A 15610-nucleotide genomic window follows, 5' to 3' on the forward strand; every position below is an offset into this window, starting at 1 on the left:
CCCACAGAATTCAGAATCGATAGCTGGCCTGCACGTAGAACGATCGACCTGGCATGGGGTAGTCGTTGGGCAACGAAATGAAGGGGCGGCCAGGGGTGGCGTCGTAAGCGAAAGGCTCGCGCACGTCTGCGTTCAGCAAGTTGCGTACTGAAAACGTGGCGCCCCAGCCTTTCTTGTCTGAGGGAGTTCGCAATGTCACATCGATGGTGTTGTAGCCCTTCAGAGCAGGGCGGGTGTCGGCCAGCACGCGAGTCTGATCGCTGACCCAGTTGACCTGAGTGTGCAGCGACCAATTTCGAGGTAGGCGCCAGTCGAGCCGGGCGTAGATCTGATGGTGCGGAGCGTTGCCGGCGTCGTGTTCAGTGGCACTGTCCACGGTGTACTGGTAGCTGTAGTTGCCCGACAGACGTACGGCAGAGTTCAATGTCCAGGCAGATTCCAGCTCGAGACCGTTGCCTGTGAGGCTGCCTGTGTTCTGGTACACGAAGCTGACCAACTGGATGATGTCATCCATGCGGAAATGGTAGACGTTGGCCCCCAGTTGCCACGCAGGGCTAGCCTGCCAGGACAGGGCCGCTTCCACGGTGCGGGTCTTTTCAGCTTTCAGGTTCGGGTTGCCGTTGGCCACAGGGTTGTTCACCGCGAACATCTCGGTGAAAGAGGGGGGGCGGAAGGCCGATCCCGCCATGAATTTGGCAGTGAGGTTGTAAGCCGCATCCCATACCAGGGCCAGTCGTGGGTTGGTGGTGTCACCAAAGTCTGAATAGCGGTCGTGGCGCAGACCTGCGGTCAAAGTCCAGTCAGGCACCAGTTGCCACTCATCTTGCGCGTACGCATAGCGCACCTGACGCGAGTGCGGACGAATGAAGGGCCAGGTGTCAGATACATCGATCACATCGGAGAGGGACCCCGCACCAATCGGTGTGAAATCGATGTTCATGTTGCGCGTTTCGCGAATCTTGTACAGCTCGGCCGAATGCATCCCCAAGCCGAAGCGGACGCGGTGTTTGAGCCAGCCGCTGTAGGTGGCCGTGGCCCCCAGGCGATGATGGCGTTCCCATTTGTAGGGGTTCCCGATCATGCCGTCGGTAAACACGCCACCCAGGTTGGCGCCTGCGGGAAACAGGAACAGGTCGGACCGCTCGCTGTAATGCAGGGCCGACAATTGGGCCGACATGGCCCAGTCCGGTGCGATGTGCTCGTTGTTGTAGCTCAGGTCGGACGACAGGCTCTGGTTGCGACTACTGCCTCGCGGGTCGAGTGCAGAGGCAATGCCCTGGGCCGAACCGACGTTGTCACGGTCGCGCAGACCGAAGCGCCAGCGCCAGTTTTCGTAGTTGAGGTCGAGTTGGCCGTCGATGACGTCTCGACCTGTGTTGAGTCGGCCCGGGGCCAGCGATGCATGGGTGCCCAATAGGCGGTCGAAGCCAGTCTGGGCATCGGCCTCGACGAGGTTATTGGTGCCATCGGTCGAGCCCACGCGCACATAACTGGCTACGTCAATGGGGCCCCACTGCCCGCCGTACTGGGCCCAGCCATCGTGTGTGTGAAATGTGCCGGTTCGGGCACCCAGTCGGGTCCCGTCAATGTCTTGGGCGGTCTTGGTGATGATGTTGATCACACCAGCCACGGCATCGGCGCCGTACAGGGCCGAGCCTGGCCCCCGCAGCACCTCGACCCGCGCGATGTTTTCAATGGGGTAGCCGCCCCAGAGGTTGCCACGATTGCCGGCATACACCGTGGTCAAGGGGATGCCGTTGATCAGCACCAGAACTTGAGGATTGAAGCCGAGGTTGACGCCGCGCACCACATACACCGGCGAATACCCCTGGCTTGACCGGGCGACATGCAGGCCCGGCACGCTTTCCAACACCTCGTCGAGGTCGGTGGCGCCCATGGCTTCGATGTCGGCTGCCGTGATGACGGAGGCCACGCCGGGCGCGCGGCTGAGTGGTTGTCTGGCACCCGTGGCAATGCTGACCAGAGCCTGGTCGCCGAACACCTGCGCCAGGTCTTCCTCTTCGTTGCCTGCCAAGGCACTGGCAGGGCTCAGAAGCCAAGGCAATGCGGCCAGGCAAGCCAGTCGGGCCGCGGCTGCGCGCGGGTGCCGACGAGTTGCAGAGTGAGCCAGTTGGGGTGTTTCTGTCATGCCGATGGAGGTGCAAGTACAGCGTTAAAAGCGGTAGGTGCCCTGCACGTAGAACGAGCGTCCTGGCATGGGGAGATCGTTGGGCAGGGAAATGAAGGGGTGAGCCGCTGAGTAATCGTAAGTCGTCGGCTCGCGAACGTCGGCATCCAGCAGGTTGCGAATGGAGAACGCGGTGCTCCAGCCCTTTTTGTCGGCGGGGGTACGCAAGGTCACGTCCAGAGTGTTGTAGCCGGCCAGCGGCGATCGGGTATCGGATAACACGCGGGTCTGGTCGCTGATCCAGTTCACTTGGGTGTGCAGGGACCAATTCTGGGGCAGACGCCAGTCAAGCCGGGCGTAGACCTGATGGTGCGGGGCACTGCCCGCATCGTGGCTGGTGGCGCCATCAACGGTGTATTGATAGCTGTAGTTACCCGACAGGCGCACGGCGGGGCTCAGGGTCCAGGCCGATTCCAGCTCGACGCCGTTGCCGGTGAGTTTGCCGGTGTTCTGGTACACGAAGCTGACCAGTTGGATGATGTCATCCATGCGGAAGTGGTACACGTTGGCACCCAATTGCCAGGCCGGGGTGGCCTGCCATGACACGGCCGCTTCAACGGTATGGGTCTTTTCCGCCTTCAGGTTCGGGTTGCCGGTGACCACCGGGTTGTTCACCGCAAACATTTCGGTGAAAGAGGGCGGGCGGAATGCCGAGCCCGCCATCAGCTTGGCCGTGAGGTTATAGGCCGCATCCCACACCAAGGCCAGGCGCGGGTTGGTGGTGTTGCCAAAGTCGGAGTAGTCGTCATGCCGTAGGCCGGCAGTCAGGGTCCAGTCGGGTACCAGCTGCCATTCGTCTTGCACATAGGCGTAGCGAACCTGGCGTGAATGGGGGCGGATGAAGGGGCGGGTCTCGGATACATCGACCAGATCAGCTAGTGAGCCGGTGCCGATCGGGGTGAAGTTGTTGTTCGAGTTCCGCGTGTTCTTGATCTTGTACATCTCGGCCCAATGGGCGCCCAGCCCCAGGCGAATGCGGTGGTTTTGCCAGCCGCTGTAGGTGGCGGTGGCACCCAGGCGGTGGTGGCGTTCCCACTTGTAGGGGTTGCCCATCATGCCGTCGGTGTACACGCCACCAATCTTGGCGCCGGCAGGGTACAGAAACAGATCGGAGCGTTCGCTGTAGTGCAGGGCTGACAACTGGGCATTCAGAGCCCAGTTGGGGGCAATGTGGTCGTTGTCGTAGCTCAGGTCAGACATCAGGCGTTGGCTGCGACTGGTACCGCGGGGGTCCAGCGCAGAGGCGATGCCGGGGCCTGAGCCGACGTTATCACGGTCGTTGAGGCCCAGGCGCCAGCGCCAGTTTTCCAGGCTCAGGTCAAGCTGGCCGTCAATGAAATCGCGACCATTGTTGACCGGGCCGGGGGCCAGCGAGGCATGAGTGCCGCGCAGGGCATCGAAGCCGGTTTGCGCGTCGGCTTCGATGATGCTGCGAGCGCCTTCGGTGGAGCCCACGCGTACATATGCGGCCACTTGGACAGGGCCCCATTGGCCGCCGTGCAGGGCCCAGCCATCGTGCGTGTGGAACGACCCGGTTCGGGCGCCCACCACGGTGCCATCAATGTCGGCAGCTGATTTGGTGATGATGTTGATGACCCCCGCCACAGCGTCTGCACCGTACAAGGCAGAGCCCGGGCCGCGCAACACCTCAATGCGGGCAATGTTGTGAACCGGGTAGCTGCCCCAGACTATCCCACGGTTGCCAGCGAAAACGGCGGTCAATGGAACACCATTCACCTGCACCAATACTTGTGGGCTAAAACCCAGGTTGACGCCTCGAACAACGTATAACGGGGAATAACCTTGAGTGGATCTGGCCACGTGGAAACCAGGCACCGTCTCCAGTACCTCGTCCAGATCGGTGGCGCCCATGGCCTCAATGTCGGCCGCCGTGATGACGGTGGCTACCGCGGGCGCGCGACTGATGGGTTGTTTTGCACCCGTGGCAATACTGATGGTTGCTTGGTCGCCAAAGGCTTGGGCCAATTCCTCTTCGTCCTCGCCCGTGGAGCCTGCGGCCCAAGCGGAACCCAGCAAGGCACTTGCCCCGAGCAGGCAGACCAGCTTGGCGGCCACGGCACGCGGGTGGCGCCGAACTTGGTTGCAGGCTGGAGTGGGAAGGAATGGGCTGCAGCCGGAAGGGCAAGGCGAATTCATGCAGAGAGGTGTCCGAAAAGCTTTGACAACATTTTCGGCACATTTGTGCAGCCACTCCGAGCTTGTTTACCCGTATTTCTCCTGGGGCGTTGGGTTATGGTTACAGTGAAGCATTCAGACATATCCAGATCATGTTTCCTGCGGAAAAAATCGTGGCGGCATTGGTTGCCGTAGCTTGCCTGGTGATGGTGGTGCGCCTGGCTTTGGGCGAGCGTCGCCGTGCGCAGCTGGACCGAGTGTTTTCGGAGAGCAGGCGCAAGCTGGTGCGGCTGTACCGGAGGCAGGCCACACGCAAAGAGGCTCGCAAGGCCACTCAGGAAATCTTGCAGCGACTGCGGCAACCCGTTGAGCGGCAGGGCAATGTGATCACCCCTGAGGCTTTCAAGCGCCGTGACACCTCCGGTGGCCGAGCCGGTCGGTCTTCTCCTGAAACAGACGAAGAGGTTTGATGGGCTGTCAGGCTTTTCAGGCTTGGGCTTGAGCCAGACGGCGTGATGCCAATCCCTGGCCCACCAAGGTGGCCGAAACAATGCCTAGCACCAGGACGACGGCCGACCCGGCAAACACGCCTTGGGGATGACCGTGGTCCATCATCGCGCCAAAGACGGGGGCGGCGACTGCGAAACCCAGGTCCAGCCCTGAATACACCATGCCATAGACCCGGCCGGTTGCTCCCGGCGGAGCTGCGCGTTTGATGAGCATGTCGCGCGAGGGACCCGCCAGACCCGTTCCCAGGCCTGCCAGCGCGGTGACCAAAGCGGCCAGCAGCCCAGGCAGCACGCCCATGGCGGTCAGAAGCAGAAGGGCGGCTGCCAGCGACATGGCTGCAGCAATGATGCGCTCCAGTCGTTCGGCGCGGTTCACCAGAAAGCCACCTGCCACCATGCCGGCGGCGCCAAACAGCATGTAGCCCGTGACGACAAATGCCGTGATGGAGTCGGGTAGGCCGTAGAGCTGTTGCAGGGCGGGGCTGGCGAAGCTTTGAATGGCGGCCAGTGCCGATGTGGTCCAGAAGAAAAACGAGAAGCACAACCAGACCGATGGCAGCCGCAGAAATGCCAGTGCGTGCTCCTTGGGCGGCTGTTTGAGGTGGGGCTGCGTGTGGGGTGATGTGTTGTGGTGGTCGTCGATGGCCTGACGTTGCCAGATGAGCACCAGCAGCACGCCCAGGGTGAGGGCCGCGGCAGCGGCATAGGCCCAGCGCCAATGACCGCTCAGGGCGGTGATGCCCAGCATGAAGGGGGGCGCAGCAGCCCAGCCCAGGTTGCCGCTGATGCCGTGAACCGAAAAGGCGTGGCCCAGTCGGGGCAGAGACACGCGCTTGTTCAGAATGGTGAAGTCAGCAGGGTGAAAGGGGGCGTTGCCTAAGCCCGCCAATGCAGACGCGAGCATCAGGCCGGCATATCCCTGGGCGTTCAAGGCCGCCAGCGAGGCCGCCACGAAGCAGCCCAGGGCGGCCAGTAACACGGGGCGTGCGCCAATGCGGTCCACCACGAATCCCGCCAGGGCCTGGCCTACGCCGGAAATCACAAAGAACACGCTGACCAGCAAGCCCAGTTGGGCGTAGTTCAGGCCGAAGTCCCGGATGAAGACCGGAAACAGCGGCGCCAACAGCATGTGGTGAAAATGGGAGGTGCCGTGCGCCAACCCGATGAGACCGATGGTGCGGACGTCTTGCTGTGGCGTGGAAGAGGGGTGCGGGGAAGTCATCCCGACACTGTAGCGACAAGTCAAAGACCTCGGCGGGAATGGATGGTGTGTGACTTTGTTGGCATTCGGCCCCACATCATCCCCAACTTTGCAGTGGTTTACCCAGGCCCCCTGTTGGGCAGGTGGCGCTGGAATTACCATCCGCATATCAAATTGCCCCGGGTCCGAGCGTTCGATGTCTCTTTTCCGTTTTGCATGGTTGGCGGCAGCCTTGGCTGCGCCCTTGTTCGCGCAGGCTGATCCGGGTGCACGGGTGATTGTCAAGCTTCGCGCTGACGCGGCAATCTTGTCTGCACAAAGTGGCACTCAGGCAGCCGGTTCCCCGTCCGTCTCGACAGTGGGGCGCATGCAGCGCCTGGGCCAGAAGATGGGGCTGGCCCTGACAGACGGGCGGCAACTGGCTCCCCGAATGCATGTGGCACTGGCCTCAGGTCTGTCTTCCGCCGCTTTGGTGGCCAAGCTATCTCAACAGCCCGATGTGGAATATGTGGTGGCAGACCAGTTGCGGTTTCGCCAGTCCGTGCCCAATGACCCTCTGTTTGGCAACTCCCCATCACTGGCGGCAGGTCAGTGGTACCTCTACCCACCTGACGCTGACACCCCGGCTTCGATCAACGCCGTGGAAGCCTGGAATGTGACGCAAGGGCTGCCTTCGGTGACGGTGGCCGTGCTGGACACCGGTGTTCGCAGCGACCACCGAGATTTCAGCGGCAAGTTTCTGCCCGGCTACACGATGATTTCTGATCGCATTCGTGCCGGCAACTCGAGCGGGCGAGGCCCTGGGGCGGAAGATCTGGGCGATTGGGTCACGCAGCAGCAAATTGACGCCAACCCGGTCAGCTTCCCGCCTACGCAATGCAAAGAGGAGCTGACCAGTTCCTGGCATGGCATGGAGGTGGCTGGCGTGGTGGGCGCGGCCACCAACAACGGTGAAGGCATTGCGGGGGTGGGGTACAACACCACCATCCTGCCAGTGCGCGTACTGGGCAAATGTGGCGGGTATGACTCGGACATCATTGCTGGCATGCGGTGGGCTGCAGGTTTGTCGGTTGACGGGGTGTCCGGTGAGCAGGCTCAACCTCGTGCCCGTGTCCTGAACGTGAGCCTGGGCTCGACGGGAGAATGCTCTCAGGCCTATCAAGAGGCCGTGGACGCCGTGCGAGCCCGGGGAGTCGTGGTGGTGGCGTCGGCCGGCAATGGCAGCCGCACGGTCGATACGCCCGCGAATTGTCGTGGCGTCATTGCCGTGGGCGGGTTGCGGCATACCGGGACGAAGTCGGGTTATTCGGCTGCTGGACCCGAGGTGGCCATCAGTGCCCCAGGGGGAAACTGCGCAGACGATGCCGGGGTGAACTGTTTCTACCCGATCTTGTCTGCCTCGAACGGGGGAACGCAAGACCCCAAGTATGACGCGGAGGGGGGCTCGACTTACAAGGCCGGCTTGGGCACCAGTTTTTCTGCGCCGATGGTCAGTGGCACGGTGGCGTTGATGCTGGCAGCTCGCCCTGCGTTGTCGCCCGATGCGGTCCTGCGCATTTTGACGCGCACGGCTCGAGCGTTTCCTACCAATGGGGCCGTGGCAAACACGCCAGTGTGCCGTGCGCCTAACCTCAGCGCCGATCAGTACGAATGCTATTGCACGACCAGCACCTGTGGCGCTGGCATGCTGGATGCCGCTGCGGCCGTGACTCAGGCTGCTTCAGATGGGGTTGCGCTCATCGGGGTCAGCCCCGCACAGCCTTTGGCTGGTGAGTTGATGGAGCTCAGTGCAGCCGGATCCTTCCCCAGTGCCCAGGCCACTCGCATTGTTCGGTACGAGTGGCAACTGGTGGACGGGGGCGGTGTCGTCAGTGCTTTGCCGGGCGACCTCAATGCCCCGACCGTGTCTTTGCGGCCGGCTCAAGCGGGCCAGTTCGTGGTGCGCCTGACGGTGACCGACGACCTCAATGTGTCGTCCTCTTCTACGCAGACCGTCACAGTGAAGGCTGTTTTCCAGCCCAAGCAAGGGGGCGGAGGTGGCGGCGGCAGCATGGACGTGATGGTTCTGCTGTTGGGGGCTGGCTGGGTCATCTGGCTGTGGCGGCGCACATCTCGCCCGGTTTGATTTAGCTCAGACCAGGGTGATAAGCCAGGGCAGGTCCCTGGCTTTTTTGTACTCTATGCATGATAATGCGAACCATTGTTATTTGCATTAGTTAGTGCATCATGTCCGGTTCGATTCGTTTGCCTCTGTTGGCGTTGCTTGCCACTGTGTCCGTACTCCAGGTGGGCTGTGGTGGCGGAGGGGGCGACAGCACGACCCCAGTGGTGCCCGGCGCAGTGGTGCAGGCGCAGGCCTTGTCCGATGTGGCGGCGCTGGGGCAGAAGATTTTCAACGACCCCAGTTTGTCGGCCTCGGGCCGGCAGTCATGCGCCAGTTGCCATGACGAGGCGCGTGGCCATGCGGCTCCCAATGACCTGTCGGTTCAGTTAGGCGGTGTGACAGGCACCGACCAGCACGGCACGCGCAATTCGCCTTCGATGCGCTACCTGCGCTACAACCAGGATTTCCGCTTCGACAGCGAAGGCACACCCACCGGCGGTTTCTTCTGGGACGGGCGCGCCACCTCATTGGCAGATCAGGCCAAGGGCCCTTTTGTGAACGCGCGTGAAATGGCCAATGCCAACCCCGAGGCCGTGGTGGCGAAGTTGGCTCAGGCGTCTTACGCCGATGAGTTCCGTCGCGTGTTTGGTGCAGATGTCTTGGCTGACACCGCCAGCGCTTACGAGCGCATGGCCTTGGCCATTCAAGCCTTTCAGCGCGAAGACGCGCGCTTTGCGCCGTTCACCAGCAAGTACGATGCCTTTTTGCGGGGCCAAGCCAAATTGACCGAGCAGGAGTTGCGCGGGCTGGCGCTGTTCAACAGCCCCTCGAAAGGCAATTGCTCGGCTTGCCACCCCAGTGCCAAGGGGGCAGACGGTAGCTTCCCCTTGTTCACCGATTTTTCGTATGACTCGCTGGGTGTGCCGCGCAACTGGACGATTGCGGAAAACCTCGACCCGAACTACTTCGATCTGGGGCTGTGCACCAGCACCAACCCGGCCATTCAGGCGTTGACCGATGCCCAGCGTCAGCCCCTGTGCGGCGCGTTCAAGGTGCCGTCTTTGCGCAATGTGGCCCAACGAGGCGCCTTCTTCCACAACGGCGTGTTTCATGACCTGATCACGGTGGTGACCTTCTACGCCCAGCGCGACACCAACCCCGAGAAGTGGTACCTCACAGCCTTGGGCGAGGTCGATCGTGATGTCAACGGCCAGGTCAACCGTTTCCAGGACCTGCCGGTGATGTACCGCGGCAATGTCAACACCAGCGAGGCTCCCTACAACCGCCAGCCCGGTGGTCAGCCTGCTTTGACCGAGGCCGAGATTCGCGATGTGGTCGCGTTCCTGGGCACCCTGACAGATGGCTGGTCGCAGTGACCGGCAGGCCAGATTTTTCGAATATTCATTGAAAGCTCTCACCATGAAACAAGCTCACCACGCTTTCCGCCTGGCCTGCCTGGCTGCCGCCTGCGCCTTGATGTCTTTGCCAGCTCACGCACAGTCGGCAGATTTGGCTGCGAAGGTTGATCAACTCAGTAGCGAGTTGGCCGCGGTCAAAGCCCAATTGGCCTCTCAATCGGCCGCTCAATCGGCTTTGCAAAATGCATCTGTCGCCAATGGTGCGACGGTTGAGGCTGCCACGGTGCTGACCAGCTATGGCGAGATGGGCGCCCGTTTCTATAACAAGGACACCGCCCGCAACAGCGCTGATCTGACTCGTTTCGTGCTCGGCTTTCAGCACCGATTTGATCCGAAGACCAAACTGGTGGCCGAAGTCGAGGTCGAGCATGCAGTCACCTCGGCTGACGATGCCGGTGAAGTCGCGATCGAGCAGGCTTATGTGGAGCGCCAGTTGAGTGATCGCTGGGCTGCCCGCGCCGGTTTGTTCGTCATGCCCATGGGCCTGCTCAACGAGAACCATGAACCCACGGCGTATTACGGTGTGGAGCGCAATTTCGTGGAAACCGCCATCATTCCCAGCACCTGGCGCGAGGGCGGGGTGCAGTTTGTGGGCGAGCTGGATCGTGGTGTGACGGTGCAGGCTGGCGTCAGCACGGGGTTCAACCTGACCAAGTGGGATTCAACCGATGCGGAAACCGCTGAGTCGCCCTTGGGCGCGGTGCACCAGGAAATGTCGCAAGCCCGCTCGCGCGATTGGGGCTTCTTCGGTGCCGTGAACTGGCGTGGTGTGCCGGGCCTGCAACTGGGCACCGCCTTGTTCACGGGGCAGGGTGACCACGGCGACGCAGGGGTGCCCAAGATGGGCGTGACCTTGTGGGATCTGCATGCGCGCTACACCCCGGGCGCTTGGGACCTGTCGGCTCTGTATGCCCAGGGCACCATTTCGCGCACGGCCGATTTCAACCAGACCCTGGTGGGCAATGACTATCTGGTGCCATCGCGTTTCAGTGGTTGGTACACCCAGGCTGCCTACAAGCTGTGGTCGAACGGGGACCTGACCTTGTCGCCGTTTGTGCGTTGGGAGGAGTTCAACACCCGTGAAGCCTATGCCGACCTCGGTGCGGGCCTGACCCCTGCTGCGGCCAAGGCCGAGCGTGTCATCACCGTGGGCGCGAACCTGGCCGTGGGTTCGGGCGTCGTGGTGAAAGCCGACGTGCAACGCTTCAAGCAAAACAGCAACGACAATCGTCTGAATCTCGGTTTGGGCTGGAGTTTCTGATGTCGATGCGACCTTCTACGGGCTTGGCGGTGGTGCCGCTGGCCCTGACCGCTTTGGCACCCACTGCGGCTTTCGCGGTGGACTACCTCAGCCCGCAGCAGGCCCAGCAGCTGATGTTCCCGACCGCCGACCGATTCGAGGTGCGCGATGTGCGCTTGGATGCAGCCCAGCTGCAAGCGCTGCAGCAGCGCTTGGGCATGCCAGCCCGCTCGGCACAGTGGAAAGTGGTGGTGGCCAGCCAAGGTGGCAAGACCTTGGGCTTCGTGGTGGTCGACAACGTGGTGGGCAAGTTTGAGCTGATCACCTATGCGGTGGCGGTGCAGCTGGATGGCACGGTGCGGCAAATCGAGATCTTGTCTTACCGAGAAAGCCATGGCGGCGAGGTGCGCCTGCCGGCCTGGCGCCAGCAGTTCGTGGGCAAGGGCCCGCAGTCGGCTCTGAAAACGGGGCAGGACATTGCCAACATCAGCGGGGCCACCTTGTCCTGCTCGCACGTGACCGAGGGGGTCAAGCGCATTGTGGCGGTGGTGGAGGCTGCGCGTGCCAATGGGCAGTTGGTGGGCGGATGACGGTGTTGCGGCGTGCCCAGCCTTTGCTGGGGACCTTGGTTGAAATAGGGGTGCCGTTGGGGGCCTTGGACATGGGCGTGGCCCATCAGGCCATCGCCGACACCTTTGCTGTGGTTGCGCAAGTGCAGCGCGCCATGTCTCGGTTCGACCCTGACAGCGATGTGAGCCGATTTCATCGTGCCTCAGTGGGCCAGCCCTTGGCCATCAACCGGCATACCCGTGAGGTGCTGGGCCTGGCGGCCCAATTGCACGCCCAAACCGGCGGTTTGTTTGATGTGGCCTTGGGCACTGGGCGATGGGATCTGGATGCCAACGGCTACTGGGTCAAGCTGGATGAGGGGGTGTCCATCGACTTGGGTGGCATTGCCAAAGGCTACGCGGTTGACGTGGCCATCGGTGCCTTGGCTGACCGCCTTGTGCCGGTGGCCTGGGTGAACGCCGGGGGCGACCTGCGTGTCCGTGGCATGGCCTTGCCTGTGGACTTGCGTGACGAAGCCGCAGGCGGCGTACGCCGCTGGGGCGACGTCAAAGACGCGGCCTTGGCCACCAGCTACTTCGGTCCAGACGCGAGGTCGGTCTTGCACGGTTCGGGCAAGAGCTTGCATGTGACGGTGGCGGCACCTGCCTGCGCGCAAGCCGATGCCCTGACGAAGGTGGTGGCGCTGGCCGGACTCGAAAAATCGACCCCCTGGCTGGATTTTTTCCAGGCGCAGGCCTGGGTTCATGCATGATGCCGGGCATGGTATTTCATCCCCATCGACGACACGCGTTGCGGCCTTGGCTGCGTTGGTCTCTTCACGCCTTGCTGCTGGCCCTGGTAGTCACGGGTGGCTTGTGGCTGAGTATTCATTTCCTGGCATGGCCCGCTCTGGCGCGGCCTGAGATGGAAGGCTTGCCCAGCCCCTGGGAAGCCCCTTTGATGAAGTTGCATGGGGCTGCCATGCTGGCCATGGTCTTTCTGGTGGGGCGCCTGTCTGGCACCCATGTGCTGTTGGGCTGGCGCTTGCGCAAACGGGTGGGCGATGGCGTGGCCTTGTTGGCTTTGATCGCGGCGCTGGCCCTGTCTGGCTACGCCTTGTACTACTGGGTGCCCGAGGGCTGGCGTGATGCCTTGGGCCTGGCGCATGGTGCCGCCGGGGTGCTGATGGCGTTGGTGTTTGTGTTTCACCGCCGCCGCTGACGCTGCGTCGAGAACGTATTCAGGGCCAGGGCGTGTCTTGCGCCTGCTCTTGCATCACTTCGATTTGCTGGCGCAACAAATCGGTTTGCTGTTGCCAGTAGGTGCCGTTGCCAAACCAGGGAAAGGCGGCGGGGAAGGCCGGGTCATGCCAGCGCCGTGCCAGCCAGGCGCTGTGGTGAACCATGCGCAAAGCCCGTAGTGCTTCAATCAGACGCAGTTCGTGCCAATCGAAGTCGATGATGGATTCATAGCCATCCAGCAAGGCGTACAGCTGAGCCTGGCGCTGTTGCGGGTCGCCGCTGAGCAGCATCCAGAAGTCTTGAACCGCTGGGCCCATGCAGGCGTCGTCCAGGTCCACGAAGTGCGGGCCGTCCGGGGTCCACAGAATGTTGCCGATGTGGCAATCGCCATGCAGTCGGCGCAGTGTCAGGCCGTCAGTCCGATCAAAAGCGGCTTGGGCCAGGTCCAGTGCTTGCTCGCAGGCTTGTTGCCAGGGGCGGATCTGATCCGGGGGAATGATGTCGTTTTCGAGCAGCCAACGCTGCGCCTGCCGACCGGTCTGCTCCACACCCAGGGTCGTGCGGTAGGCGAAGGCGCGTCGGCTGCCCACACTGTGCAGTCGCCCCAGAAAGCGACCAATCCAGCTCAGCACTTCAGGGTCTTCCAGTTCGGGGCCGCGGCCGCCTTTGCGCGGGCACACCGCCACGCGTATGTCGCCATCGCAGCCCAGGGTGGGGGGCACCCCTCGCAGGCGGCTTTCATCGGCGCAGGTCAGTGTCAGTGGGGCCACCACAGGCACTTCGGCGGCCAGCAGTTCGTGGGCGAAGTCGTGTTCTTCGAGGATCTGATCGGTGGTCCAGCGGCCAGGGCGATAGAACTTGGCCACGACCATGCCGCCATCTTCCAGCCCGACTTGAAAGACGCGGTTCTCGTAGGAATTGAGTTGCAGCAGACGCCCGTCGCCGAACACGCCGAAGTCCTGCAGGGTGTCGAGCACCCGGTCTGGGGTCAGCTCGGCGAAGGGGGTGTCAGCGGTGGCGTGCGGTGCGCCAGAGTCGGGCATGGAAGGCATGCCCGATCTTAGGTCATTCAGGGGATCGCTGCGACGATGCGGCTGATGTAGCGTCGGCCCAGCTTGTCGTGCGCCACCATCCACAGTTGGCAGGCCGTGGGGGATGCGGGCGGGCTGACCACCGCCGGCACGTCGGTGACGGTGTCCGACAAGGGCGTGACCGATGCGGTTTGCACCCAGGGCAGGTGAGCGGCACCGGTCACCACGCTGTAAACCGACTGCATGCGCAAGGTGGGGTTACTCGCGGCCCAGCTGTTCCAGGTCACACGCGTCCCTGCGAGAATTTGAGTGCAGGTCAGTGGTGATCCGGCTGCCAGTCCATCCGGCAGAGGGAAGGCCGTCGCACTGGCTTCCGTCGGCACGTCCTGGGGCAGGATGGCAGTCGATACTTCCTGCGCCAGGATGGCTTGCGCCGAGAGTCGGTAGATCGCGCCGCGCGTGGAGTCTTGCTGCGCGCCATACCAGCCCAGGGTGCCTGCTTGCAGGAATGAGTCGGTGAGGAGGTCGCCCGTAGCGGTGGCCGACAGACACCAGTTGCCCATCTGACAGTCGAGCAATTGCACGGTGTAGCCGCTGGGCAGAGTCAGGCTGGAGAAGAGGGTGTCGGTGATCGGCTTGATCGACAACTGCACCCCTTGGCCCGAGCCTGTCGATTGCCCTGTTGAATTCCAGGCACGCCATGCAGCGGGAATGACCGACCAGTTGCTGAGCTTGCCGTTGCCCTGGAACACCCAGCCGGTTGAGGCCTCGTATTTCACGACGTTGTCGAACACGCCGACGACCTGACCGGTGGCATTGCTCAACAGGGCAGATACCTGAGCCAGGTTACAGCCTTTGGCTGGCATGGGGTCGTCGGCGCAGCCGGTGAACTGGAACCGGCTGAGTTGCCAGCCGTTGCTACCGTATTGGGCCAGTTGCGCGGCCAGGGCATCGATGGCGACGCCATTGTGGCTACCGTAGGTGTTCGAATAGATCGGCAAGACCATGATCATGCCGGAGGTGTTGCGTTCTGCCAGCGCTCGGTTGAGTGCGATGCCGAGGTTGTCGAGCGTGCCCACGTTGTTGAGCAAAGTGGTTGCGCTGGTGGTGACTTTGGCACTTGATGTGATGGCATTGGCAACTTTGCCTGTGCTGCCCAAGGCCAATTGCGTACGGGCGACGCTGAGGTTGACGGTGACCTCTGGATCAGAGGGTTGCTTGAGTCGGCTGCTGAACTCGAGTTGATCTCGTCCGGCGCGGTCTTTGCCGACCTGGATGTGGAGCCCTTCCAGAATGGCATCAGCACCGGTCTTGTTGGCGCTGAAGCTGGCATCCTGGAAGAAGTCGATCTTGGCGGCATCGGCGACCTTGGTGTCGGTGATCACCGGTTTGGCGATGGCTTTGACCAGATCGGACGCGTTTTTCAGCGCAGTGGCATCAGCCAGCAGGGTCCAGGTGCTGGCCAGCGAGCTGGCAGATTGAAACTGAGTTGCAGGGTCGGCACCCAGCAACATGGCCACGATTGCGTCGGTGATGCTGGTGATGTTGGCCGTGCCTCGGGTAGCACCCGTCGTGCTGGTTTGCACGACGGAGTGCAGGATCACAGGCTTGCCGGTCATGTCGACCCCTGAGGCCTGGATCAAGAGCGGCAGTGGGATGTGCGAGCCGGTCAGGGCGACGGCGTAGCTGCCGTCTGACGTATTGGTACGAGTGCGGCCTTGTTCTACCCCCTTGCCGTCGACCACTGTGACCGTGGCTCCGAGCAAAGGCGCGCCAATGGCCGCGACCCCGGAAACGGTGAACGGACCGACTTCGCTGGCAGGGGTGCCAGTTTGTCCTGGGCTGGTGTCTCCCGGGCCCGAGTTGGAGCCTCCACCACTTCCGCCGCATCCCGCGGTGAGTGCCATTGCCGCAAGGGCTGCCAGGGTGGCGAGGAGACGTGCCAGGCGGGGGGACCTGATGGGCGAGATGGCATTCATGGATACGGCCTCGA

General features: G+C 62.7%; 12 protein-coding genes. 7 read left to right on the forward strand and 5 right to left on the reverse strand.

The window, feature by feature from the left end; translation table 11 throughout:
- Nucleotides 1–10: 10 nt before the first annotated feature.
- Together VFW72_RS02355 and VFW72_RS02360 are read right to left on the reverse strand one after the other, a co-directional pair.
- A complete protein-coding gene (locus tag VFW72_RS02355; RefSeq protein WP_329672650.1) occupies nucleotides 11–2149 on the reverse strand; it encodes a TonB-dependent receptor in 2139 nt (712 codons plus the stop codon).
- Between the two features lie 24 nt (nucleotides 2150–2173).
- Nucleotides 2174–4345: a TonB-dependent receptor gene (locus VFW72_RS02360; RefSeq protein ID WP_329672651.1), complete on the reverse strand. Its 2172-nt coding sequence runs from the start codon at nucleotides 4343–4345 to the stop codon at nucleotides 2174–2176.
- Between the two features lie 152 nt (nucleotides 4346–4497).
- On the opposite strand from VFW72_RS02360, the gene VFW72_RS02365 reads away from it, so the two are divergent.
- Nucleotides 4498–4794: a hypothetical protein gene (locus VFW72_RS02365; RefSeq protein WP_329672652.1), complete on the forward strand. Its 297-nt coding sequence runs from the start codon at nucleotides 4498–4500 to the stop codon at nucleotides 4792–4794.
- A gap of 16 nt (nucleotides 4795–4810) precedes the next feature.
- Here the strand turns inward: VFW72_RS02365 and VFW72_RS02370 are convergent, their stop codons facing one another.
- Nucleotides 4811–6055, reverse strand: a complete 1245-nt coding sequence (locus VFW72_RS02370; protein ID WP_329672653.1) for an MFS transporter — start codon at nucleotides 6053–6055, stop codon at nucleotides 4811–4813.
- A 175-nt stretch (nucleotides 6056–6230) separates the two neighbouring features.
- Between VFW72_RS02370 and VFW72_RS02375 the strand changes: the two genes are divergently transcribed.
- The 6 genes from VFW72_RS02375 to VFW72_RS02400 all read left to right on the forward strand — a co-directional run bounded on the left by VFW72_RS02375 (nucleotide 6231) and on the right by VFW72_RS02400 (nucleotide 12566).
- Nucleotides 6231–8159 carry a S8 family serine peptidase gene (locus VFW72_RS02375; protein WP_329672654.1) on the forward strand — a complete coding sequence of 643 codons (1929 nt, stop codon included), beginning with the start codon at nucleotides 6231–6233 and terminating at the stop codon, nucleotides 8157–8159.
- Between the two features lie 101 nt (nucleotides 8160–8260).
- Nucleotides 8261–9514: a cytochrome-c peroxidase gene (locus VFW72_RS02380; protein WP_329672655.1), complete on the forward strand. Its 1254-nt coding sequence runs from the start codon at nucleotides 8261–8263 to the stop codon at nucleotides 9512–9514.
- A gap of 43 nt (nucleotides 9515–9557) precedes the next feature.
- On the forward strand, nucleotides 9558–10817 hold the full coding sequence (locus VFW72_RS02385; RefSeq protein WP_329672656.1) for a hypothetical protein: 1260 nt from the start codon (nucleotides 9558–9560) through the stop codon (nucleotides 10815–10817).
- On the forward strand, nucleotides 10817–11386 hold the full coding sequence (locus tag VFW72_RS02390) for an FMN-binding protein (protein WP_329672657.1): 570 nt from the start codon (nucleotides 10817–10819) through the stop codon (nucleotides 11384–11386). Before VFW72_RS02385 ends, VFW72_RS02390 begins: the two co-directional genes overlap by 1 nt.
- Nucleotides 11383–12117 (forward strand): FAD:protein FMN transferase, encoded by a 735-nt coding sequence (locus tag VFW72_RS02395; RefSeq protein WP_329672658.1) that lies wholly within the window; start codon nucleotides 11383–11385, stop codon nucleotides 12115–12117. The genes VFW72_RS02390 and VFW72_RS02395 overlap by 4 nt, the downstream gene beginning before the upstream one ends.
- Before the next feature lie 8 nt (nucleotides 12118–12125).
- Entirely contained in the window at nucleotides 12126–12566 is a 441-nt protein-coding gene (locus VFW72_RS02400; protein WP_329672659.1) for a hypothetical protein, read from the forward strand.
- 19 nt (nucleotides 12567–12585) lie between these two features.
- Here the strand turns inward: VFW72_RS02400 and VFW72_RS02405 are convergent, their stop codons facing one another.
- Together VFW72_RS02405 and VFW72_RS02410 are read right to left on the reverse strand one after the other, a co-directional pair.
- Nucleotides 12586–13638, reverse strand: a complete 1053-nt coding sequence (locus VFW72_RS02405; protein WP_329672660.1) for a serine/threonine protein kinase — start codon at nucleotides 13636–13638, stop codon at nucleotides 12586–12588.
- A 17-nt stretch (nucleotides 13639–13655) separates the two neighbouring features.
- Entirely contained in the window at nucleotides 13656–15524 is a 1869-nt protein-coding gene (locus VFW72_RS02410; protein WP_329672661.1) for a hypothetical protein, read from the reverse strand.
- Nucleotides 15525–15610: the final 86 nt, after the last annotated feature.

The organism is Aquabacterium sp. (genome assembly GCF_036273115.1).
Lineage (GTDB): Bacteria > Pseudomonadota > Gammaproteobacteria > Burkholderiales > Burkholderiaceae_C > Aquabacterium.